Annotated in this window: 20 protein-coding genes; 8 read left to right on the forward strand and 12 right to left on the reverse strand. The window is 45.5% G+C overall.

Annotated features, from left to right (window positions below; genetic code table 11):
• Nucleotides 1–18 precede the first annotated feature (18 nt).
• Nucleotides 19–1,257, forward strand: a complete 1,239-nt coding sequence (locus tag AC3CIA_RS11895) for a uracil-xanthine permease family protein (RefSeq protein WP_488518155.1) — start codon at nt 19–21, stop codon at nt 1,255–1,257.
• Between the two features lie 147 nt (nt 1,258–1,404).
• On the opposite strand, the gene upp is transcribed toward AC3CIA_RS11895, so the two are convergent.
• Nucleotides 1,405–2,031, reverse strand: a complete 627-nt coding sequence (upp, locus tag AC3CIA_RS11900; RefSeq protein WP_017060716.1) for a uracil phosphoribosyltransferase — start codon at nt 2,029–2,031, stop codon at nt 1,405–1,407.
• Between the two features lie 169 nt (nt 2,032–2,200).
• Here upp and purM point away from each other — a divergent pair, with 169 nt between their 5' ends.
• On the forward strand, nt 2,201–3,241 hold the full coding sequence (gene purM / locus AC3CIA_RS11905) for a phosphoribosylformylglycinamidine cyclo-ligase (protein ID WP_008222945.1): 1,041 nt from the start codon (nt 2,201–2,203) through the stop codon (nt 3,239–3,241).
• A 132-nt stretch (nt 3,242–3,373) separates the two neighbouring features.
• A complete protein-coding gene (gene purN, locus AC3CIA_RS11910; RefSeq protein WP_019821628.1) occupies nt 3,374–4,048 on the forward strand; it encodes a phosphoribosylglycinamide formyltransferase in 675 nt (224 codons plus the stop codon).
• Between the two features lie 141 nt (nt 4,049–4,189).
• On the opposite strand, the gene AC3CIA_RS11915 is transcribed toward purN, so the two are convergent.
• Nucleotides 4,190–5,035 carry a class II glutamine amidotransferase gene (locus AC3CIA_RS11915; RefSeq protein WP_017079424.1) on the reverse strand — a complete coding sequence of 282 codons (846 nt, stop codon included), beginning with the start codon at nt 5,033–5,035 and terminating at the stop codon, nt 4,190–4,192.
• 65 nt (nt 5,036–5,100) lie between these two features.
• Nucleotides 5,101–5,676 (reverse strand): D-sedoheptulose 7-phosphate isomerase, encoded by a 576-nt coding sequence (gene lpcA / locus AC3CIA_RS11920; RefSeq protein ID WP_017084137.1) that lies wholly within the window; start codon nt 5,674–5,676, stop codon nt 5,101–5,103.
• Nucleotides 5,677–6,003: 327 nt separating this feature from the next.
• Between lpcA and fadE the strand changes: the two genes are divergently transcribed.
• On the forward strand, nt 6,004–8,469 hold the full coding sequence (gene fadE / locus AC3CIA_RS11925) for an acyl-CoA dehydrogenase FadE (RefSeq protein WP_488518156.1): 2,466 nt from the start codon (nt 6,004–6,006) through the stop codon (nt 8,467–8,469).
• Nucleotides 8,470–8,660: 191 nt separating this feature from the next.
• Here the strand turns inward: fadE and AC3CIA_RS11930 are convergent, their stop codons facing one another.
• Both AC3CIA_RS11930 and dnaQ read right to left on the reverse strand, forming a co-directional pair.
• Nucleotides 8,661–9,908, reverse strand: coding sequence for a TIGR03503 family protein (locus AC3CIA_RS11930; protein ID WP_488518157.1), 1,248 nt, complete (start codon nt 9,906–9,908; stop codon nt 8,661–8,663).
• A 9-nt stretch (nt 9,909–9,917) separates the two neighbouring features.
• The gene (gene dnaQ / locus AC3CIA_RS11935; protein WP_017084141.1) at nt 9,918–10,685 is read right to left on the reverse strand and encodes a DNA polymerase III subunit epsilon; all 768 of its coding nucleotides are present in this window, start codon (nt 10,683–10,685) and stop codon (nt 9,918–9,920) included.
• 56 nt (nt 10,686–10,741) lie between these two features.
• On the opposite strand from dnaQ, the gene rnhA reads away from it, so the two are divergent.
• Complete coding sequence (gene rnhA / locus AC3CIA_RS11940) at nt 10,742–11,206, forward strand: ribonuclease HI (protein WP_004734327.1); 465 nt, start codon at nt 10,742–10,744, stop codon at nt 11,204–11,206.
• Between the two features lie 78 nt (nt 11,207–11,284).
• Here rnhA and AC3CIA_RS11945 read toward each other — a convergent pair whose 3' ends face one another.
• Nucleotides 11,285–12,067, reverse strand: a complete 783-nt coding sequence (locus tag AC3CIA_RS11945; RefSeq protein WP_237290338.1) for a class I SAM-dependent methyltransferase — start codon at nt 12,065–12,067, stop codon at nt 11,285–11,287.
• Nucleotides 12,068–12,120: 53 nt separating this feature from the next.
• Here AC3CIA_RS11945 and gloB point away from each other — a divergent pair, with 53 nt between their 5' ends.
• The 3 genes from gloB (at nt 12,121) to AC3CIA_RS11960 (ending at nt 15,207) form a co-directional block, all read left to right on the forward strand.
• Entirely contained in the window at nt 12,121–12,879 is a 759-nt protein-coding gene (gene gloB, locus AC3CIA_RS11950; RefSeq protein WP_004734329.1) for a hydroxyacylglutathione hydrolase, read from the forward strand.
• A gap of 70 nt (nt 12,880–12,949) precedes the next feature.
• Nucleotides 12,950–14,524 (forward strand): LysM peptidoglycan-binding domain-containing protein, encoded by a 1,575-nt coding sequence (locus AC3CIA_RS11955; RefSeq protein ID WP_488518158.1) that lies wholly within the window; start codon nt 12,950–12,952, stop codon nt 14,522–14,524.
• The gene (locus AC3CIA_RS11960; RefSeq protein ID WP_004734331.1) at nt 14,521–15,207 is read left to right on the forward strand and encodes a YIP1 family protein; all 687 of its coding nucleotides are present in this window, start codon (nt 14,521–14,523) and stop codon (nt 15,205–15,207) included. Before AC3CIA_RS11955 ends, AC3CIA_RS11960 begins: the two co-directional genes overlap by 4 nt.
• A gap of 100 nt (nt 15,208–15,307) precedes the next feature.
• Here the strand turns inward: AC3CIA_RS11960 and AC3CIA_RS11965 are convergent, their stop codons facing one another.
• The 6 genes from AC3CIA_RS11965 to dnaE form a co-directional block, all read right to left on the reverse strand.
• Nucleotides 15,308–16,150, reverse strand: a complete 843-nt coding sequence (locus tag AC3CIA_RS11965; protein ID WP_237299971.1) for an endonuclease/exonuclease/phosphatase family protein — start codon at nt 16,148–16,150, stop codon at nt 15,308–15,310.
• Between the two features lie 61 nt (nt 16,151–16,211).
• Nucleotides 16,212–16,550, reverse strand: coding sequence for a nitrogen regulatory protein P-II (gene glnB, locus AC3CIA_RS11970; protein ID WP_004738609.1), 339 nt, complete (start codon nt 16,548–16,550; stop codon nt 16,212–16,214).
• Between the two features lie 130 nt (nt 16,551–16,680).
• Complete coding sequence (locus AC3CIA_RS11975; protein ID WP_029222103.1) at nt 16,681–16,992, reverse strand: c-type cytochrome; 312 nt, start codon at nt 16,990–16,992, stop codon at nt 16,681–16,683.
• Nucleotides 16,993–17,050: 58 nt separating this feature from the next.
• Entirely contained in the window at nt 17,051–18,385 is a 1,335-nt protein-coding gene (tilS, locus tag AC3CIA_RS11980; RefSeq protein WP_488518159.1) for a tRNA lysidine(34) synthetase TilS, read from the reverse strand.
• Nucleotides 18,386–18,509: 124 nt separating this feature from the next.
• Nucleotides 18,510–19,469 carry an acetyl-CoA carboxylase carboxyl transferase subunit alpha gene (accA, locus tag AC3CIA_RS11985; RefSeq protein ID WP_004734336.1) on the reverse strand — a complete coding sequence of 320 codons (960 nt, stop codon included), beginning with the start codon at nt 19,467–19,469 and terminating at the stop codon, nt 18,510–18,512.
• A gap of 45 nt (nt 19,470–19,514) precedes the next feature.
• Nucleotides 19,515–22,994 (reverse strand): DNA polymerase III subunit alpha, encoded by a 3,480-nt coding sequence (gene dnaE, locus AC3CIA_RS11990; RefSeq protein ID WP_488518160.1) that lies wholly within the window; start codon nt 22,992–22,994, stop codon nt 19,515–19,517.
• Nucleotides 22,995–23,013: the final 19 nt, after the last annotated feature.

The following is a 23,013-nucleotide window of genomic DNA, read 5'->3' on the forward strand; positions in this document are numbered from 1 at the left end:
CATTTTTAAGGACATAACATGAAAAATGCTCTGCAAGGTGCGCAAATGCTGTTTGTAGCGTTTGGTGCGCTTGTACTCGTGCCGCTACTAACAGGACTTGATCCCAACGTTGCACTCTTTGGCGCGGGTATCGGTACCCTTTTGTTCCAACTTATTACACGCCGTTCAGTGCCAATCTTCTTAGCGTCTTCTTTTGCATTCATCGCGCCTATCATGTTTGGTATTCAAACTTGGGGTGTTGGTGCAACCATGGGCGGCCTAATGGCAGCAGGTGTTGTGTATATCTTAATGGGCGCGTTGATTAAAGTGCGTGGCGTAGCCTTCATCCATAAACTGCTTCCACCCGTGGTGGTTGGCCCTGTGATCATGGTTATCGGTTTAGGTCTTGCACCTGTTGCAGTTAACATGGCGCTAGGTAAGACAGGCGATGGTGCGGTTCAGCTTGTTGATGCAGACGCTGCACTGTGGATCTCTTCGATTTCACTGTTAGTGACGATTGTCATCAGTGTGTTTTCAAAAGGCTTCCTTAAGCTACTGCCAATCTTCGGTGGTATTGTTGCGGGTTACATCACCAGCTTGGTATACGGCGCGGTAGACTTCACTCCAGTAGCGCAAGCATCTTGGTTAGCACTACCAAACTTCACAGCGCCAGAGTTCAACATCAACGCTATCTTCTTTATGGTGTTTGTCGCGATTGCACCTGCTGTTGAGCACGTAGGCGACATGCTTGCTATTTCTAATGTAACAGGCAAAGACTACCTTAAGAAACCAGGTTTACACCGCACTATTACTGGCGACGGCGTGGCAACCATTGCCGCTTCAATGCTGGGCGCGCCACCAAACACTACGTACAGTGAAGTAACAGGTGCAGTAATGCTGACCAAAGCATTCAACCCAGTGATCATGACTTGGGCTGCTGTAACAGCTATCGTTCTTGCATTGGTCGGTAAGCTAGGTGCACTACTTCAAACGATTCCGGTTCCTGTAATGGGCGGCATCATGATTCTACTGTTTGGCTCTATCGCAACCGTAGGTTTGAATACTCTAATTCAAAACAAAGTTGACCTACACAAATCACGCAACCTTGTGATTGTCGGCATTACTTTAGTCTTTGGTATTGGCGGCATGGCTTTTGGTATCGGTGATTTCAGCCTACAGGGCGTAAGCTTGTGCGGTATCGTGGCGATTCTACTTAACCTAGTACTTCCAGAAGAGCTAGGTGACAACACTGTGGTAGACAAAGCGCAAATCGACTAACTGATTGAGGCTTGTGATACTAAGTAAAAAGCATCGCAAATTAGCCAGATCAAAAAAGGGAGAGCGTCGAATGCTCTCCCTTTTTATTAATACGGCTAAATTCAGCGAGTTAAGAAACGGTTTAGAGTCACTTAAGCTGAAACCGAATTACTTAGTACCGAAGATCTTATCACCAGCATCGCCAAGACCAGGAACAATGTAACCCTTGTCGTTTAGCTTCTCATCGATTGCGGCCGTGTAAAGCTCAACATCTGGGTGCGCTTTTTCTAGAGCAGCGATACCTTCAGGAGCAGCAACAAGCACAAGAATCTTAAAGTGCTTACAACCTTTCTCTTTCATCAGGTCAATAGTCGCGATCATAGAACCACCTGTCGCAAGCATTGGATCTACGACTAGAGCAATACGCTCGTCGATGTTAGATGCAAGCTTGTTGAAGTATGGTACTGGCTCAAGCGTTTCTTCGTCACGGTAGATACCAACAACACTGATACGTGCACTTGGGATGTGCTCAAGAACGCCGTCCATCATGCCTAGACCAGCACGTAGGATTGGCACTACAGTTACTTTTTTACCTTTAATTTGGTCAACTTCAACTGGACCGTTCCAACCGTTAATCGTTACGCGCTCAGTTTCAAAGTCTGATGTCGCTTCGTATGTTAGAAGGCTACCCACTTCTGTCGCTAGCTCACGAAAACGCTTAGTGCTAATCTCACCTTCACGCATCAGGCCAATTTTATGTTTTACTAGCGGGTGTTTCACTTCAACAACTTTCATTTCCAACTCCGGCAATATTTAAACAAACCTGTAGATTATACACGAACTTTGTGGTTATTTCAGAATCTTTATTCTAATAAAAAAAACCGCGCAAACGTTTGCTCTTGGTAATCAAGCCCTGTTAGAATAGCGCCGTTTTCACATCCAACTTAAGTTCGAGGACTATCCCGTGAGTGGTAATACTTCTTCTCTAAGCTACAAAGACGCTGGTGTTGATATCGACGCAGGTAATGCACTAGTAGACCGTATTAAAGGTGCTGTTAAACGCACTCGTCGCCCTGAAGTAATGGGCGGTATTGGTGGCTTTGGCGCCCTATGTGAACTTCCAACGAAATACAAAGAGCCAGTACTTGTTTCAGGTACTGATGGTGTTGGTACTAAACTTCGCCTTGCTTTGGATCTGAAAAAACACGACACCATTGGTATCGATCTAGTGGCAATGTGTGTGAACGACCTAATCGTTCAAGGTGGTGAGCCGCTATTCTTCCTAGACTACTACGCAACAGGTAAGCTAGATGTAGATACAGCAGCAGACGTTGTTTCTGGTATTGCAGAAGGCTGTGTTCAAGCTGGTTGTGCACTAATCGGCGGTGAAACGGCTGAAATGCCAGGCATGTACGAAGGCGACGACTACGACGTAGCTGGCTTCTGTGTTGGTGTTGTAGAGAAAGCTGACATCATCGACGGTACTAAAGTAGCAGCAGGTGACGCACTTATCGCTGTTGGCTCAAGTGGTCCACACTCAAACGGTTACTCTTTAATTCGTAAAGTTCTAGAAGTTTCTGGTGCTGATAAGAGTGAAGAGCTAGAAGGTCGCACTATTGGTGAGCACCTACTAGAACCTACTAAGATTTACATCAAATCGGCACTTAAGATGATTGCAGAGCATGACATTCATGCTATCTCGCACATCACAGGTGGTGGTTTCTGGGAAAACATCCCACGCGTACTTCCTGAAGGTACTAAAGCCGTCATTGATGGCAAGAGCTGGGAATGGCCTGCTATCTTCAACTGGCTACAAGAGAAAGGTAACGTGGAGACATTTGAAATGTACCGCACTTTCAACTGTGGTGTAGGCCTAGTTGTTGCTCTACCTAAAGATCAAGCAGACGCTGCTGTTGAACTACTGAAAGCTGAAGGCGAAAACGCTTGGGTTATCGGTGAGATCGCAAACGCTGAAGCTGGCGAAGAGCAAGTAGAAATCAAATAAGTGATACGTTCACTTACTTAGTTAATCAATGAGGACCTAATGGTCCTCATTTTGCTATTTAGCCCGCAGAAAACCTTAGTTTATGTAGGTACATTGTAAACAGTTCAGTTAATCAATCGTATGACCCACTCTATGAAAAACAATCACTCAAATAAAACCAGTCACTCTAATAAAAACATCGTTGTGTTAGTTTCAGGAAGCGGAAGTAACTTACAGGCAATTTTGGATGCCTGTGATAATAATATGATTGATGCTTCAGTTAAGGCTGTCTTCTCAAACAAAGCAGAGGCTTTTGGATTAGAACGAGCGAAAACCGCAGGTGTTGACGCACATTCAGTGAATCCAAAAGACTTTGGTTCACGTGAAGAGTTCGATCATGAATTGATGATTCAGATTGATGCATACCAACCCGATTTAATCGTACTTGCGGGATACATGCGTATCCTGAGTTCAGAGTTTGTTCGTCACTATGCGGGTAAAATGGTCAACATCCATCCTTCCCTGTTACCTAAATACCCAGGCCTACACACCCACCAACGTGCCATTGATGCGCAAGACAAAGAACACGGCACCAGCGTTCACTTTGTTACCGAAGAGCTCGATGGTGGCCCAGTGATCTTACAGGCTAAGGTGCCAGTATTTAAAGATGATGATGCTGACATATTAGCAAGCCGAGTGCTTACCCAAGAACACTGCATTTACCCTATGGTCTGTAAATGGTTTGCCGAAGATCGTTTATCGATGGTAAACGGGCAAGCTGTCTTAGACGGTAAAATATTAGGCAAACACGGTTACGCAGAAGAGTAATTCGTATAGCTGTTCTCGCAAAGTAAATCACTAAAGAGCAAGCCCTTAAAAATCAGAAAATAAAAAGGCCGCTTATTGACTTATTGGTTCAGTAAGCGGCCTTTCTTATGTTCGGATCAAAAATGATACTATTCGGAACGTTTAGCTCAATGGCTCAGTTGGTGCTTGGCTTGCAACCTTTTTAGGTGCATAAGCAACATCTTCCAAGGCTTTATGGTTATTGCCGATCAGCTCACCAAAATGAAACAACGCGTATTCGCCCGGCTTCATTCTAAACCACTCTTCATTGCATGTTAGAGGCTGAGTTGCTACCACCGTGACCACATCATTCGGCGTGGTCTCTTCTTGGAAGTTTATCTCAACATCTTCATCAATCAGGCTCGCATTGCCAAAAGGCGCGCGTCTTGTTATCCAGTACAAATGATTCGTACAGTAGGTCATCACGTACTCACCATCACTGAGTAACATGTTGAAGACGCCTTTCTCTCTTAGCTGATCACAACACTCAGCGACAAAGCGAAACATACCTTCCATGTCCTGTGGTGGTTCAGGAAAACGATCTTCTAATTGTTTCACTAACCAACAGAAAGAAAGTTCACTGTCCGTCTCACCGACCGGTCTGAAACGACCACTAACCAGATCGTCGTAATCCGTTAATTGGCCATTATGGGCGAAGGTCCAGTATCGTCCCCAAAGCTCACGGGTAAATGGGTGAGTATTTTCTAGATTAACGCCACCACGATTAGCTTGACGGATATGACTGACAACAGCTTGACTTTTAATTGGGTAGTTTTGAACCAACTCAGCGATCTTGGATTCACAACTAGGGTTAGGATCTTTAAACGTACGGAAACCCTTTCCTTCATAGAAAGTAATACCCCAGCCATCGCGGTGCGGGCCGGTATTGCCTCCACGCTGCATAAGACCAGTAAAGCTAAAACAAATATCAGTTGGCACATTCGCGCTCATACCGAGCAATTCACACATGGTTTAATCTACTCCCTATCAAAACCAATGGAGCCTAAGTTGGGCCCCAAATGTCTTTAAAACTATTATTCCATTTCTTTTTCAACAAGCTGAATCACAATGTGGATGATCTTAATGTGAATCTCTTGGATACGGTCAGCGTAACCAAAATGTGGAACTCGAATTTCGATATCGGCACAACCTGCCATTTTACCGCCATCTTTACCGGTTAGCGCAATGGTTTTCATGCCTTTAGCTTGAGCAGCTTCAATCGCTTTCAAAATGTTGGCAGAGTTACCTGAAGTCGATAAACCAAACAACACGTCCCCCTTACGGCCTACGGCTTCTACATAACGAGAAAATACGTGGTCGTAGCCAAAGTCGTTACTTACACAAGATAAATGGCTAGGGTCTGAAATCGCAATACCAGCGAAGCCTGGACGATTTTCACGGTATCGGCCAGTAAGCTCTTCCGCGAAGTGCATCGCGTCACAGTGTGAGCCACCATTACCACAAGAAAGCACTTTGCCTTCTTGCTTGAATGAGTCAGCAATCATCTTTGCAGCAGCTTCAATTTGAGCAATGTTATGGTCATCACTCAAGAATTTGTTAAGAACGTCAGCAGCTTCGTTCAATTCACTTTTGATTAGGTCTTGGTACATAAGGCTTATCTCTTATATTTTTTTACGCAACTTAAAGTACGTGAAATGAGAGCTGAGGGTTTTTCCCTCTATTACCTGAGTTTACCCACAAACATGAAATAGTGTCGACACTTAAGCCCAAAGATTGCCACCTTTATTAGCCTGTCGCTGCCGATCCGCCCAAATATTCGCCACCAACCTCTCACAATTAGAACTTTAACTCTATTGAGATCACTTTTTATCCACTTTAGAGTTTTACAAATATTTAATATTTTGTTTACACTTGACTGGTTAGACCTCTTACCTAAACTTAATAACAATAAGTGATCTCTGAAAAGGAAATCGATCATGAACATATTGCTCTCCCTACTCGGCATGACAGCAGTCTTAAGCGTCTGCCTTTACCATAGAGTTAGCCTAGTACGCGCATTAATCGTATTAACCGGCACAATGGTAGCATTAACACTGTTTGGCGGCGTAGCTGTCACTGGCTGGCTTTGCTATCTCTTAGCCATTGCGATTTTTGCTGTACCGGCAATTCGTCAGACCATCATCAGTCAAAAAGCGCTTTCTTTGTTTAAAAAAGTACTGCCTGCAATGTCTCAGACAGAAAAGGAAGCATTGGAAGCTGGTACTGTGTGGTGGGAAGCAGAGCTGTTCAAAGGCAAGCCTGAATGGAAGAAACTTCAAAACATCGCTGACCCGAAGCTGTCTGAAGCTGAGCAAGCATTTTTAGATGGTCCAGTAAATACAGTGTGTGAAATGGTCAATGATTACCAAGTAACGCATGAGCTGGCTGATTTGCCACCAGAAGTATGGCAATACCTGAAAGACCATAAATTCTTCGCAATGATCATCAAGAAAAAGTATGGCGGTTTAGAGTTCTCGGCTTACGCTCAGTCTTTAGTGCTACAGAAGCTAACGGGCGTTTCTAGCGTATTGTCATCAACCGTTGGCGTACCTAACTCGTTAGGCCCCGGTGAGCTATTGCAGCACTACGGTACAGAAGAACAAAGAAACCACTACCTACCCCGCTTAGCGGAAGGTAAAGAGATCCCTTGTTTTGCCCTAACTAGCCCAGAAGCAGGCTCAGATGCTGGCTCAATCCCCGATTATGGCATCGTATGCAAAGGTCAATGGCAAGGCGAAGAAGTTCTAGGTATGCGCCTCACTTGGAACAAGCGCTACATTACCCTTGCACCTGTCGCAACAGTATTGGGACTTGCGTTTAAATTACGAGATCCAGACGGCCTACTTGGTGACAAGCAAGAGCTCGGTATCACTTGCGCGCTTATCCCTACAGATTTAAAAGGCGTGAAGATTGGTAATCGTCACTCCCCACTTAACGTACCGTTCCAAAATGGCCCAACCCAAGGTGATGCTCTCTTCGTTCCTATCGATTTCATCATTGGTGGCCAGAAAATGGCCGGCCAAGGCTGGCGTATGCTGGTTGAGTGTCTATCTGTTGGTCGTGGTATCACACTGCCTTCAAACTCAACGGGCGGCATTAAATCGGCCGCGCTTGCAACCGGTGCTTACGCTCGTATTCGTCGCCAGTTCAAACAACCTATTGGTCGTATGGAAGGAGTTGAAGAGCCGCTTGCACGCCTAGCAGGTAATGCCTACGTAATGGATGCAGCGAGTAACCTAACGGTTGCAGGTATCGATCTTGGCGAAAAGCCTTCGGTTATCTCAGCAATCGTGAAGTACCACTGTACTCACCGTGGCCAACGCAGCATCATCGATGCGATGGATATCGTCGGTGGTAAAGGCATCTGTTTAGGTCCATCAAACTTCTTAGCTCGTAGCTACCAAGGCGCGCCAATCGCGATTACCGTGGAAGGTGCCAACATCCTAACTCGTTCGATGATCATCTATGGTCAAGGTGCAATTCGTTGTCATCCTTACGTACTAAACGAAATGGAAGCCGCTTATTCTGAAAGCAGCGATGCACTTGATAAGTTTGATTCAGCGTTAGCAGGACACGTTAGCTTTACGATGAGCAACCTAGTCCGCAGTGTGTGGTTTGGTTTAACTGATGGTCGAGGCTCAGACACGCCAACACCATCTAATAAAGCGGACAAACAAACTCAACGCTACTACCAAAAATTGAACCGCTACAGTGCCAACTTAGCGCTACTGTCTGACATTTCAATGGCCGTTTTGGGTGGTTCACTGAAACGCAGAGAGCGCCTATCAGCAAGATTAGGCGATATCCTAAGCCAACTGTACCTAGGTTCAGCAACACTTAAGCGCTTCGAAAGTGAAGGCAGCCACGCTGAAGACTTACCGTTAGTACATTGGGGTATGCAAGATAGTTTACGTCAGACTGAAGTTGCGATTGATGAGTTCCTAGCGAACTTCCCTAATCCTGTGATTGGCCGTTTACTTCGTGTTGTGTTGATGCCATTCGGTCGCATTCGTCGTGCACCAAACGACAAACTGGACAGCCAAGTCGCGCACATTCTACAAACGCCAAGCGAAACGCGTTCTCGTATCGGCCGTGGCCAATATTTGGAAGCGACTGAATACAACCCAGTGGGTAAGATTGAAAAAGCACTAGAAGTGATTCTTCAAGCAGAACCTCTATTCAACAAAGTCTGCAAAGAGACGCACCAAAAGCGCGCTTTCTTACGACTAGACCTTGTTGCTCAATTAGGGTTAGAGAAAGGCATCTTAACGCAAGAAGAGGCAGATTTGCTGATTAGCGCCGAGGAACATAGACTGTACACGATTAACGTTGACGACTTCTCTCCAGAGGAGCTTGCAGCAAAGTCTCAGTACCCAGACCAATCGATTGATAACGTCGCTTAAGGTTAGAAAAAGAAACAAAAACGGGACTCCTATGAGTCCCGTTTTTTTTGTTCATGACATCGTTGTCACAAATTTTAATGCTGACATTCTCGAAGCTTGCTCTATCTAAGTTTAGTCTCTCGAGGTTTGTTGTCCCGACGTTTACTCACTCAAGACAACAATCTCAAGACAACTCTAATGATATAGACAAGTTACTTTGGTGCCTTAAGCTGCATCTCTGGTTGAGCTTTTTTCTTCGCCTTTACCCGACGAACCACAAACCAAATCAATAAGCCCAATAGAATCGCGACCACATTACCCACCGCAATAATGATCATACTGCGCTGTCTGTCATCTTCACGCTTCTGAAGTATCATCAACTCTGCTGCGATACGCTTTTGCTCAGCAAGCGCTTGTTCTTGCAGGCGTCGTGACTCCGCTAAGTCGATATCTTCAACAACGCTGTACGAGTGCTCGGTAATGGGAAAGATCAGTGGACGTTGGCTTGAGGCATCAGTGGCGTAAACCATCCCTGACCAGTTATAAATCCCCAAATCGCCATTATAAGGCACCTCTAAAGCAACTTTCATTGCATCGACTTCAGCTTGGCCCTGCTTATACATTTCGTATTCATCCGGAGCCTTGTGTTCAACATGAACCGCTAACGAACTCGGCGCAATCATGCCCGGCTCCCCTGAAACGACAATCGTATGAGGCTGCCCCTCTTTTCGAGACTGAATGAAGGTTGTAGTGATCGGTGTTGGGTACACCAAAACTTCTTGCTCTTGCGCTCGCAGGAACACACCATTGCCAGAAGTAATACGCGCGCGGTATTTACCGGGCTCAATATCAATCGGCAACGACACAGTGAAAACGCCATCTCCGGCTTGTTCATCAAGACCACTGCCATCGTCGGCAAACTCGCCCATCACAACCGGAATTGGGCGCGCCTCTCTCACTAAAGACTCTTCATTTTCAACGAACTTAGTAAAAGTGACCTTAAGTTTCACGCGATCTAAAAAATCACGCAGCACAAGAGGCTTGCCGTCAGAGGTCAAACGAGCCGTAAATTTAATGTGTTCGGTTTGATACAGTTTGTCTGGGAAGTCATTGGCATCTAAAACAAGGTGAGACAATAGCTTGATGTTGTTCTTAGGTGAGACTTTACCAACCGCTTGCCAAGGTCCTGGCATCGGTTTGTCGATAGATATGATGTCCATGGATGATTCTTCGTACCAACGGACATTATCAGCATTGCGCCAAGCGTAGTATTTCTTGCCATCCGGACGAACCAAAACGACAGGTTTAGAGTTATCGGCTCGATAAATCACAAAGGTGACTTGTTCAATACTGGGATCAACTCGAAAACGGTTGTCCAATAAACTCATTACGGATTCTGTTGCCGCATGTAAGCTAAAGCTTAACAGCAATAAGTAACCGGTAGCCAATACCCTTAACATAGTTTCTCCCTACTGACGCCAGAGGCAGCTTCCGCTTTTCTCGACGAGATCTAAACGACTTTGATGCGCTTCTACTTCATCGGCCGTAGCTCGTAAAACCTTTAGGGATTTTCGACCACTTTCTGCTCTTCGTATACTTTCACCTTCACCTTCCTTTTGCCCTGCGTTAAATTGCAGCGAAGTTTGCCCACCCGTCATCAATAAATAGACGTCGGCTAGGATTTCCGCATCGAGCAATGCACCGTGGAGGGTACGGTGCGAGTTATCAATACCGTAACGATCACATAAGATATCTAGGTTGTTTCTTTTGCCTGGAAATATCTTCTTCGCCATGGCCAAGGTATCGGTAACTTTACAGTAGTCATCCGTTTTACCTATCGCTGGGTTGAGCTTCTCAAACTCATAGTCCATAAAGCCCGTATCGAAGGGCGCGTTATGAGCTACCAGCTCAGCACCTTTGATAAAGTCGAGAAACTCTTTATGTATGTCTTGGTATTCTGGCTTATCAATCAAGAATTCATCGGTAATACCGTGAACGCCAATCGCCTCTTCTTGAATCGCACGATCGGGCTTTATATAGACGTGGAAGTGACGCCCGGTCAGCCTACGGTTGATGATCTCTACCGCACCAATTTCAACGATGCGATGCCCCATATAGTGAGGGCCACCTTCTGTATTCATACCGGTGGTTTCGGTATCGAGTACAATGATGCGCTTATTTTCGTCCGAACTGTTTTTTTCGTTCGTGTTTTGTTCTGGAGTGCTACTGGTATTCATAAGGATAACTGTGTCAGACTATGCCGATAATGTGCTTGAGGTAATAGTATCAAATCATGACGAAACAAGTTGAAATTTTCACTGACGGTTCTTGTTTAGGCAACCCAGGTCCTGGTGGCTATGGCATCGTACTTCGCTATAAAAAAGTAGAAAAGACACTAGCCGAAGGCTTTACACTAACGACCAACAACCGTATGGAAATGCTCGCAGCTGTCATCGCTCTCCAAGCACTCAAGGAACCTTGCTCTGTGATTCTGACCACGGATAGCCAATACGTTCGCCAAGGCATCACACAGTGGATCCACAACTGGAAAAAGCGTGACTGGAAAACCGCCGATAAGAAACCGGTTAAAAACGCAGACCTGTGGCAAAGGCTCGATAAAGAAACTGCTCGTCATAGTGTTGATTGGCGCTGGGTTAAAGGACACGCCGGGCACCGAGAAAATGAAATGTGTGATGATTTAGCAAGAAACGCAGCGGAAAATCCGACTCAAGAAGATACGGGCTATCAGCCAAGCTAACCGCTTTTTAAATTAGACGCACATTTCAGAAAGCGATTTATAATTTCTCAACCGAATTAGCAGATCAAAAGCCGACAACTAATCGGCTTTTTCTGTTTTCAACGGATATGAAGCTTTAGTTGAATCCATGGTACGACGCGTATTGGTTCTAAAGCTTGCTCCAACCGGAGAAAAACGTCGCTTAAGGTGCCAATGTGGCTTGATAGGCTTAAGTGGGTAAGTTCGTTTACGAGCAACAATAAAGTATTGGCTACCAGCAAAGGAAGCACAGCCGCCCAAGCTGTTCTCTAACCACGTCCACATCGCCTGATACTTACTCATCGGAAATAGTGCATAGGTATCGCAGTGAATCACTTCGTAGTTCAATACACCTAACCAGTCTTTAATTCGGTTTGGCGTGTACATACGTCCACTCCAAGGCAAGCTGTTCTTTCGCCAAGGCAGTAAACTTGCGAGTCCGGTAATACTAAACGGATTGAAGCCAGTAATGATGATATAACCATCGTCCATCATCACTCGGTCGACTTCTCTCAATAATCGATGCGGGTCATTGCTATAATCTAACTGATGACTCAGCACCACAACATCAAAGCTTTTCTCCAAAAAGGGTAAATTATAGACATCCGCTATCACATTATGTAATGGGTTCTGGATATCTAGGTTTACTTGATGTTGAATGTTGCATGTGCAGCTAGAAATCTCACTACTGAGACCGCCAAGCTTGAGCATATGGTAACCAAATAGCTTTGGGCACCACTCATCGAGTCGAGTTTGAATAGATTCTCTCAACCAGTCCCCATTGTGCAATTGTGCCCAAGTGTAAGGACGCTCAAACTTCTTTCTGCTACGTGCTGGCTTCATCAATAACCTGTCTCACTTATTCTGTCTCACTAAAAGTGACTGGAGAATCAATAATGTTACATATCAAAAGCATACCTGCATTTAACGACAATTACATCTGGCTGATTCAAAATAGCGATCGCCGTTGTGCTGTCGTCGACCCTGGTGATGCGGCTCCAGTATTAGAGTACTTAGCACATCATGAGCTAACTTTAGATGCAATCTTGATTACACACCACCACCATGATCACATTGGTGGCGTTCCAGAACTAGTCAGACAGTTTCCAAGCATCGATGTTGTGGGTCCAAGGAATGAACCAATCCCGACCTTAACTCACCCCGTTGATGATGGTGATCAATTAGAATTGTTTGGTGAAGTCTTTTTAGTACTCGGGCTCAGTGGCCACACAGCTGGTCACATTGGTTATGTAGGCGATGCCAAACTATTTTGTGGCGATGTGCTGTTTTCAGCAGGTTGCGGTCGAATCATGGAAGGCACGCCACAGCAAATGTTTGATGCACTGAACAAGATCACAGCACTTCCTCAAGAAACCGAGGTTTACTGTGCTCATGAATACACCGCCGCGAACATCGCTTTCGCATTAGCGGTTGAGCCTGACAACCAACATTTGCAGCAATATCGCGACCAAGTAAACCGACTGCGAGCTCAGAATAAGTCGACCATCCCCACAAATTTGAGACAAGAGAAGTTTGTGAACCCTTTCTTGCGCTATACCGAGCCAAGTGTAGTGAAATCAGTATCTAATCGTACTGAGCAGACCGATCCTTTATCGGTATTTACCGCTTTACGTGCGTGGAAGAACGAATTTTAACAAATACAGACTTGTCACTCATAGGGGGTGGCAAGTATTATCACCGGCCGTTAATTAAAAAGGCTGTAACATGCGAGTTAAGTACAGCTGGGCTTTGGTATTACTACTTTCTGGTTGCCAATTAACTCAGTCAGAGAATCCAGACCAAGCTTCCGAGCAAACCAACACACCTCCTACTAAAGAAGTTTCTCAAGCGAACGTTTCATCAGAAGCAACAGCCAAAGAAGATCAAAAAGTTGAAGCACCTGTCGTTACTCCACAAACACAAGAAGATGTTTGGAAACGTATTGCGATGCAACTAGAAATGGAAGTACCCGACCAAAAGAAGGTTGATTACTACCGAACTTGGTATTTAAAACACCCTAGTCATCTAAAAACCGTCTCACAACGTGCTGAACCTTTCCTTTATCTGATCACCACTAAGATTGAAGAAAAAGGCTTACCACTAGAATTGGCACTATTACCCGTTGTAGAAAGTTCTTTCGATGCATTTGCCTACTCTCATGGCAGCGCAGCAGGTCTATGGCAATTCATTTCTGGCACAGGCAAAGACTACGGACTTGAACAGAACTTCTGGTACGACGGTCGTCGTGATGTCGCTGCCTCTACTGACGCCGCATTGGATTTCCTCTCAGACCTTAACCGACGTTTCGATGGCGATTGGAACCATGCCATTGCTGCCTATAATAGTGGCGGCGGTCGTGTAAACAGTGCTATCCGCAAGAACAAGAAGCTGGGTAAGCCAATCGACTTCTTCTCTTTGGACTTGCCAAAAGAGACCAGCAGCTACGTACCTAAACTCCTTGCGCTAGCTGATGTGATTGCCAACCAAGAAAAGTATGGCATCGATATCCCTGCGATTCCAAACAAGCCAGTACTGACCCTGGTTAACCCAAACGAACAGCTTGATTTAGCGATTGCTGCAAGCTACGCAGATATTCCAGTCAAAGAACTGCAAGGCTACAACCCCGCTTATAACCAATGGGCGACCGCACCTGAAAAGCATCAGCAATTATTGCTTCCCCTAAGCTCTGTTGAAAAGTTCAACAAAGAAGTGGCGGCCAATAAAGGCAAAGGCATGAAGTTGGTGCGTTACAAGGTTCAGCCTGGTGACAGCATTAGCGTACTAGCAAGTAAATATAACACCACCAGCAAAGTGATCCGCTCTGCAAACGGTTTGAGCAACAACAATATTCGTATTGGACAGCACTTACTTATCCCAACATCCACCAAAGACGACAAGACATACGCACTAAGCGCTTCAAATCGCCTAGCAAGCACACAGTCGAAGAGTCGTGGTCAATATAAGCTTAGTCATACCGTAAAAAGTGGTGACAGCCTATGGACGATTGCACGCGCAAATAAGGTATCTCACCAATCACTGGCTAAGTGGAATGGTATGGGGCCACGCGACACGCTTCGAATTGGTCAAGAACTGGTCATTTGGAAGAATAGTTCCGACGGTGCCATCATCCGAACTGTCTTTTATAACGTAAGATCAGGTGACACAGTCAGCGGTATTGCATCAAAGTTCAAAGTAAAAAGCGCAGATGTTGTAAAATGGAACGCTTTGCAGAACAAGAAATACCTACAGCCAGGACAAAAACTGAAGCTGTATGTTGATGTAACTAAGGTAAGTGTATGAACCCGTCAAGTAACCCACTCGTCATGCTGTTGGATATATTCCGTTCACCAACAGCTTGTTTCTTAGCGCTTTATCAGCGAAGTGCTTGGGGATGGCAACCCTACGTCGTATTAATGCTCAGCCCGTTTTTATTCTGGGGTGCTTATTTTTCGAATGTAGATTTTGCATGGTTAAGTGCAGAATTGTCACAACAACTGGCTCAAACGAACCCTGACCAATTGGCGTTACTTGACAGTAATACCCTACTCGCCAGTGAAATCATCAGCGATGTGTTTGGCCGTACGTTAACCATTATTCTGTTGGCATTCTGGTTTAATCTAGCAACCAAACCAAGCCAGCATCAACATAGCTTTTGGCGATGGTTTGCAGCGGCATCGGTTGTGATATTCCCGGCTGTTTTAGGTGATGTAGCAAGCTACGCAAGCCTGATACTCAAGCATGGACAAGTGATGAGCTACGCTGCTGACTTGAACAGCTTAAACGGCTTAATCAAGTTACCACTAACCAATGATTGGTCGCAGTTTGCCAGCTCTTTACCACTGTTATTACCATGGTATATCGTGTTGGGTTATGCCGCGGTATTAACGTGGACTGAGTTTGAGCGTGGTCAAGCATTGGTCATCTCTGGCTTGCCATGGGTTGGCTACTACCTAATCTGGGCGCTCTACATTTTAATATTTTAAGTTGAAGAGATAAGGCTAGCGAAAACTCTCTAGCCTATTTGCTCCGTTAGATTACCCAACGTAACCACCGTGCGAATGGTTAAGCTCCAATAGCTAATAACTATTTAGCCTTAAAGGTCACTCGCATAGGGTTATGATCAGAAGCGTCCGTAATGGGCGCTTTTGCATTTTCTACCTCTAGCCCTCGATAGAACACATGGTCGAGCACCAATCCTGTCATAAACTGAGTTCGGTTATCCGGTTCAAAGGCAACCTCCGTCAAACCGACCTGTTCCAACGCATCTTTCAATACCGCAAAGCGAGCCTCACTCCAGCTATTAAAGTCCCCAGCAAAAATAACAGGCCCACGATACTGTTGCAGATTGTCAGTTAAGCTCTTGAGCTGAGCCTCGTAATCTTCCGTGCCAAAGGTAAAGTTCACGGCATGGATATTAATCACAGCCAACTCTTCTCCATTGCTTAGTTGGTAACGCGACCAAAGCGCCGATTTAGGCAATTGAAGCCAAGGTTCTTCATGAGTATACGCACAAGCTTCGATCGGTAAATGCGTCGCTAAGTTAAGTACACCAGCACTTTGTTCAAAGGCTTCAAACGCATTCACACGAGTGCTTCCCCACTGCCCGCTTGTCACCCATTGGCGAAGCTCTATTGTCATACTCGCTTCTTGCAGCAATACAAGATCGCTTCCTGCCGTCAATTTGTTCAGTTCACTCTGCCAATTACTGCGATTTTGCTTGTAGATATTCCACACGGTAATGCTTAGTCCATCAGACACATCAATCGCTTTCGGTGCGGAGTTTTGGTAGCAACTGTAGATGTCGTTACTGGTACTTTGAGAGGAAGTGATCAGGTTGGGTTTATTCGGGATCACGAAGATAAAATGAAAACTAACGACAGCAAGCGTTATCAATACGGCGATAACAATGATGGTTTTCTTAAACATACAGCACCCTACCAGAAATGAAAAAGGAGCGATAAACGCTCCTTTTAGGGTAATAGTTTTTTTATACGGCGTCTTCGTCTTCTTCGCCAGTACGAATACGTACCACACGTTCAACGTCAGTAATGAAGATCTTACCGTCGCCGATTTTACCGGTTTGAGCCGTTTCGATAATGGTATCAACACACTGGTCAGCCACTTCGTCGGTCACAACGATTTCCAATTTCACTTTAGGTAAAAAGTCGACCATGTACTCTGCGCCGCGATATAGCTCAGTATGACCTTTCTGGCGTCCAAAGCCTTTAACTTCAGATACTGTCATACCCGTAATACCCACTTCTGCAAGTGCTTCACGTACATCATCAAGTTTGAATGGCTTGATAATGGCTTCAATCTTTTTCATGTTCATCCCTTAAACTGTGCGAATAACTCATTATCGGTTAGCTATAGTAAACATTCAATGAAAAAAGCCAGAGCTTTAAAGCTCTGGCTCGAAATTTATCATCTTGTTTAATCAGCGCTTTGAGAAGGTTTTACTTAAGGCTTGCGTAGTAAGCGGCTAGATTAGCGATATCTTCATCACTCAGCATAGAAGCTTGAGCCTGCATCACAGCGGCCAAGCCACCATTACGCTGTTTTGTTTTGTAAGCGTTGATCGATGAAACGATGTACTGCTCGTTTTGTCCTTTCAGGTTTGGGTAACCTGGGATCATAGCGATACCATCGGCGCCATGACAAGCCGCACAGATTGCTGCTTTAGCTTGGCCCGCAGCAACATCACCCGCCAGAGCGTTACCACTCAATAGTCCAAGTCCGAGAACTAATCCTAGTGTAATTTTCTTCATTGCATATTCCATTAATTATTTTTATTAAAGTGACGGTGAATTGTGACACAAACTTTTTCTACTTGCTCCAAAGCGCTTCACAATCTTGACCTTCGTAGTTTTTATCTACGAATAAGCCTAAAACAGCGATCACTCGATCGCCATCCATTAATATCGGCGTTCTGCGTCTTAACCAACTGGGTACTTGGTATTCCTGAAACAGCTTCTTGAGCTTTCTACTATGCCCGCGCCCAACAGGATGTGCAGACAATCCCTCAGGGCTAAAGATCACTCTTAGTGTTGCGTTTGTATCCGACAAACTAAAGCTTTGCACATCACGGTTGTTCGATGCGTCATCACTCAGTGCTGAATTTAAGCGTAGCTCCCCTAAGCCGTCAGGCAAAACTAAGCTCCCTTCCATCGAGATATCGCTTTGCCAGTTCGACAAGTCTTTGGTCTCTCTCACCAAATAGAGCTGATGATTAAAGCGTCGAACTTCGGCATCATTCAACACCAGCTTAGGGTTGGCGTCCGCCTGAGCGCATGCGACTTCATCCCAAATAAGCTTGAGCTGCTTTTTACTCGGCATCGGTTGATTGCAATGACTCAACCACATTCTTAGCAGGCGTGCTCGTAACAAGTCTGAGTGTTGAGATAACGCCTCAACGCTTAAGTTTTGGCTATCCCCTAAAGCTTGCTGAAAGTGTGATTCAAGCAACTCATCCAACAGTAACTCTTGCTCTGCACATAGCTGAGCGCTGCGACTGACCGATTCTCGGAAACTAGGCCAACGCTCGGTCAGTGTCGGAGTGACTTGATGACGAATAAAATTGCGGTCAAAGCGAACGTCTTGATTACTCTCATCTTCCACCCAAGTTAAAGCCATATCGCGCGCCGCCCCTTCTATATCAGTTCTCGTCACCGACAGCAGTGGGCGAACGATATGAGCATTAGCAAACGGCATCATTTTCGCCATTGAAGAGAGCCCTTTCGGACCACTGCCACGCTTCAACGCCAACAAGAAAGTCTCAAGTTGATCATCGATGTGTTGACCTGTAATGAGAACATCGCCAAAACTCAGGTGCTTCTGAAACGCATAATAGCGAGCATCTCGAGCCAGCTTTTCTACGCTCTCACCACTGTCGATATCCAGCGAGACTCGCTCTACAGCTAACGAAACTGACAAAGCATCACACCATGTTTGGCACTGCTCAGCCCAGTGATCAGCATTCTTGCTTAAACCGTGGTGAACGTGCACCGCGCAGCACTCAATGCCATGCGTTTGCGCGTACTGCGCTGCTAACTCTAACAAAACTCGAGAATCAACACCGCCACTGAAAGCCACGATCAACCGATTAGGCTTGAGTGCGCTTTGATGAAGTACAGATGTGAAGGTTTCGATTATGTGAGTCATGAGTGAGTGAACCATGAGAATAGGTTTGAAGGGAGAATGTTCTAATAATAAAAAAGGGTTGGCACTGAGTCCAACCCTTTCATCATCTTGTTACTTGAAGCTGCCTCATTTCAAGGCACGCTTATCAGCAGTAACCGTAGCTCATTAGGCGTTGGTAACGACGCTCAAGTAGTGCTTCGTTATCAAACTGCTCTAGCTCTTCTAGCTGTTTAACTAGCATGTCTTTCATGTTCTGAGCCGTTTGTACTGGATCGCGGTGCGCGCCACCTAGAGGCTCAGGAATGATTTCGTCGATAAGCTCAAGATCTTTCAGACGAGGAGCAACTAGGCCCATCGCTTCAGCAGCTTGTGGTGCTTTATCTGAATCACGCCACAAGATTGAAGCACAACCTTCTGGAGAGATTACTGAGTACGTAGAGTACTGAAGCATGTTCACGTAGTCACCAACACCAATCGCCAGTGCACCACCTGAACCGCCTTCACCAACAACGTTACAGATAACTGGCACAGATAGGCCAGCCATAACTTTAAGGTTCTTTGCGATAGCTTCAGATTGACCACGTTCTTCAGCACCAACACCTGGGTATGCACCCGCTGTGTCGATGAAAGTAATGATTGGCATGTTGAAACGCTCAGCTGTTTCCATTAGGCGAAGTGCCTTACGGTAACCTTCTGGCTTTGGCATACCAAAGTTACGAATCACTTTTTCTTTAGTCTCACGACCTTTCTGGTGACCAATAACCATAACAGGACGACCATTTAGACGAGCCATACCACCCACAATTGCTTTGTCGTCAGCGAAAGCGCGATCGCCCGCCATCTCTTCAAATTCTGTGAAGGCATGCTCCAGGTAATCTTTGGTGTACGGACGTTGCGGGTGACGAGCAAGTTGAGCTACTTGCCATGCACCTAGGTCACTAAAGATTTTCTGTTTAAGCTCTAAGCTTTTTTTCTCTAGTTGTTCAATTTCTTTGTCTAGATCTACCGCTGTGTCACCACCGTGACGTGAAACGTCACGTAGCGCTTCGATTTTTGCTTCAAGTTCAGCGATAGGCTTTTCAAATTCTAGAAAGTTCAGGCTCATCTATGAATCCTTGTTGATTCAGCTCCGCATTCATGGAGCTAAATTTTAGTTAAATTCGAGTTCTACTTGGCTATTTCCAAGCAGCTGTTTTAATTCGTCTAGTAATGTATCACTTGGCGTCACACGCCATTCTGTGCCCAATGTTAACCGCGCTCTAGCGTCGGCACGCTGGTAGTATACATTGACTGGGACCGTTCCGGCTCTATAAGGTTCTAAGATTTGACTAAAGCGTTCAAAAAATTGACCATTAATTTGGGATTGGTCGATAGATATCGACACCCCACGAGCATATTTCTCACGGGCGCTTCCTAAGTCCATGACCTCGCGCGCGGACATTTTAAGCCCACCATTGAAATCATCAAAGCTGACCTGTCCAGAAACGACCACAATTTTGTCTTTTTCAAGCAATTCAGCGTAGCGATCGAGCGCATCAGAGAACAACATCACTTCCATTCGTCCCGATCGATCGTCGAGAGTCATCAAACCAATTCGAGTTCCACGCTTCGTGGTCATTACCCTAGCTGCGATCACCAAACCTGCAATCGTTAAAGACTGATCACGACGAGTTGGCGTAGCGTCTTTCAAACGACAGCTAGTGTATTTGGCTAACTCTTTAATGTAAGCATTAACCGGGTGACCTGTTAAATACAAGCCCAGCGTTTCACGTTCACCTTCAAGCCAAACTTTTTCAGGCCATTTAGCTACTTGGGTATACTTGTGTTCAACCTCTTCCGGAGCATCGGTTAACACACCGAACATATCCGATTGACCAAACGACTCGGCATGGTGATGTTGGCTCGCAGCCTTCACCGCATCTTTCAATGATGCCATCATCGCCGCTCGGTGAGGACCTAATCTATCTAAGGCGCCCGACAGAATCAACTTTTCAATAACACGCTTGTTCACTTTTTTCAGATCAAGTCGTGCACAGAAGTCGAACAAGTCTTTAAAGTAACCTCCTTTGTTACGCGCTTCAATAATGGCTTCAATTGGGCCTTCACCCACCCCTTTAATCGCACCGATGCCATAAACAATCGCACCATCTTCATCCACATTAAAACGGTATAAACCGGAATTAATATCGGGTGGAAGAAGCTTGAGCTTCATACGGAAACATTCATCAACAAGGCCAATAACCTTCTCGGTGTTATCCATATCCGCGGTCATTACTGCCGCCATGAATTCTGCAGGGTAATGCGTTTTAAGCCATAGCGTTTGATAAGAAACCAGTGCGTATGCAGCCGAGTGAGATTTGTTAAAGCCGTAGCCCGCAAACTTCTCTACCAAGTCAAAGATCTTCATGGACAGTTCGCCATCAACACCATTGGCTTCAGCACCTTCTTTAAAGGTACCGCGCTGTTTTGCCATCTCTTCAGGCTTTTTCTTACCCATTGCACGACGCAACATATCCGCTCCGCCAAGCGTATAGCCCGCAAGGATCTGTGCGATTTGCATTACCTGTTCTTGATACAGGATGATGCCGTACGTAGGCTCAAGTGTCTCTTTAAGTGATTCGTGTTGCCACGTTTCATCAGGGTAAGATACAGCTTCTCGGCCGTGTTTACGGTCGATAAAGTTATCTACCATGCCTGATTGCAGAGGGCCCGGACGGAACAAAGCTACCAATGCGATGATATCTTCAAAAGAGTCGGGTTGTAGACGCTTGATCAGATCTTTCATACCGCGTGATTCCAGTTGGAATACCGCCGTCGTTTCAGAATTTTGTAACAGGTTAAATGACGCTTGGTCATCTAGAGGAATAGATTCAATACGAACCGGCTCTTTACCCTCTTTCTTCAAGCGTGGGTTTACGAGGCCTAACGCCCAATCGATGATAGTCAGGGTACGTAGACCCAAGAAGTCGAATTTAACCAAACCGGCGGTTTCAACGTCATTCTTATCGAATTGCGTTACTGGGAAGTTACCTTCTGCATCGGCATAGATGGGTGCAAAGTCAGTGATCGTGGTGGGTGAGATAACAACACCACCCGCGTGCTTACCGGCATTTCGCGTACACCCCTCAAGAATACGACACTTATCAATCAGTTCGCGTACTTCTTCATCACCGTCGTAGAGTTCTGGCAATGCAGGCTCAGCAAGGAAGGCCTTCTCTAGCGTCATGCCCGGATCAGGCGGAACCAGCTTAGAAATACGGTCAACGAAACCAAACGGGTGGCCCAATACTCGACCAACGTCACGAATTACCGCTTTTGCCGCCATAGTACCAAAGGTGATGATCTGAGAAACGGCATCACGACCGTACATCTCGGCTACGTGATCAATAACTTGGTCGCGTTTGTCCATGCAGAAGTCGATATCGAAATCGGGCATAGATACACGTTCTGGATTCAAGAAACGTTCGAACAGCAAGTCATATTCAAGTGGATCAAGATCGGTGATATCCAATGCGTAAGCCACCAAAGAACCGGCACCAGAACCACGACCTGGGCCTACTGGTACGTCGTTATCTTTTGACCACTGGATGAACTCCATTACGATCAAGAAGTAACCCGGGAACCCCATATTGTTGACAACTTCAAGTTCAATCTTAAGTCGCTCATCGTATTCAGGTCTGCGTTCAGCTCGAACTTTCTCATCAGGGAATAGAAACGCTAAACGACGCTCAAGGCCTTCTTCTGATTTTTTAATCAAGAAGTCTTCAATCGCCAAACCTTCCGTTGGGAAGTTAGGTAAGAAGTATTCGCCCAGTCGAACAGTTACGTTACAACGCTTAGCAATCTCGACACTGTTTTCCAGTGCTTCAGGGATGTCTGAGAACAACTCACACATCTCTTCTTCACTACGCAAGTATTGTTGTGAGCTGTAGTTTTTAGGTCGACGTGGATCAACCATTGTAAAACCGTCGTGAATCGCCACACGAATTTCATGGGCGTCAAACAAGTCTTCAGATATGAAAACCACTTCGTTGGTCGCGACAACAGGCAGGTCTTCTTGTTCAGCAAGCTCTAGTGCAAAGTGCAGATAAGACTCTTCGTCCGGGCGCCCAGTACGAATGAGCTCCAGATAAAAACGGTCTGCGAAATGTGTTTTGTAAAACTCAACGCTGCTTGCAACCAACTCTCGATTGCCTTTCAGCAGCGCCTTACCAATCTCACCCTCTTTTGCTCCCGATAGAAGAATCAGGCCTTCGGCATGTTCAATCAGCCACTCTTTATCAATAACTGGCTGATGTTGAACATGACCACGAAGGTAAGCTTTTGAAATCAATAATGTTAGGTTGTTATAACCTTTATTATTCGTTGCAATAACAGTGAGTTTGGTTAATTCATCGCCAAAATCCGGAGACTGCATCAAGAAGTCAGCACCAATAATTGGCTTAACCCCACACCCATGGGCAGTACCGTAAAATTTCACCAAGCCACATAGGTTAGTAAAGTCGGTCAATGCTAGAGCGGGCATACCCATTTCAGCGACTTTCTTAACTAATGGTGGCACCTTAGAGAGGCCATCCACCATCGAAAAATCACTGTGTACGCGTAGGTGAACAAATTTTGGATCTGACATTATTTTTCCTGAGTTCTAG

Source organism: Vibrio sp. QJM3NY_27, from assembly GCF_057785955.1.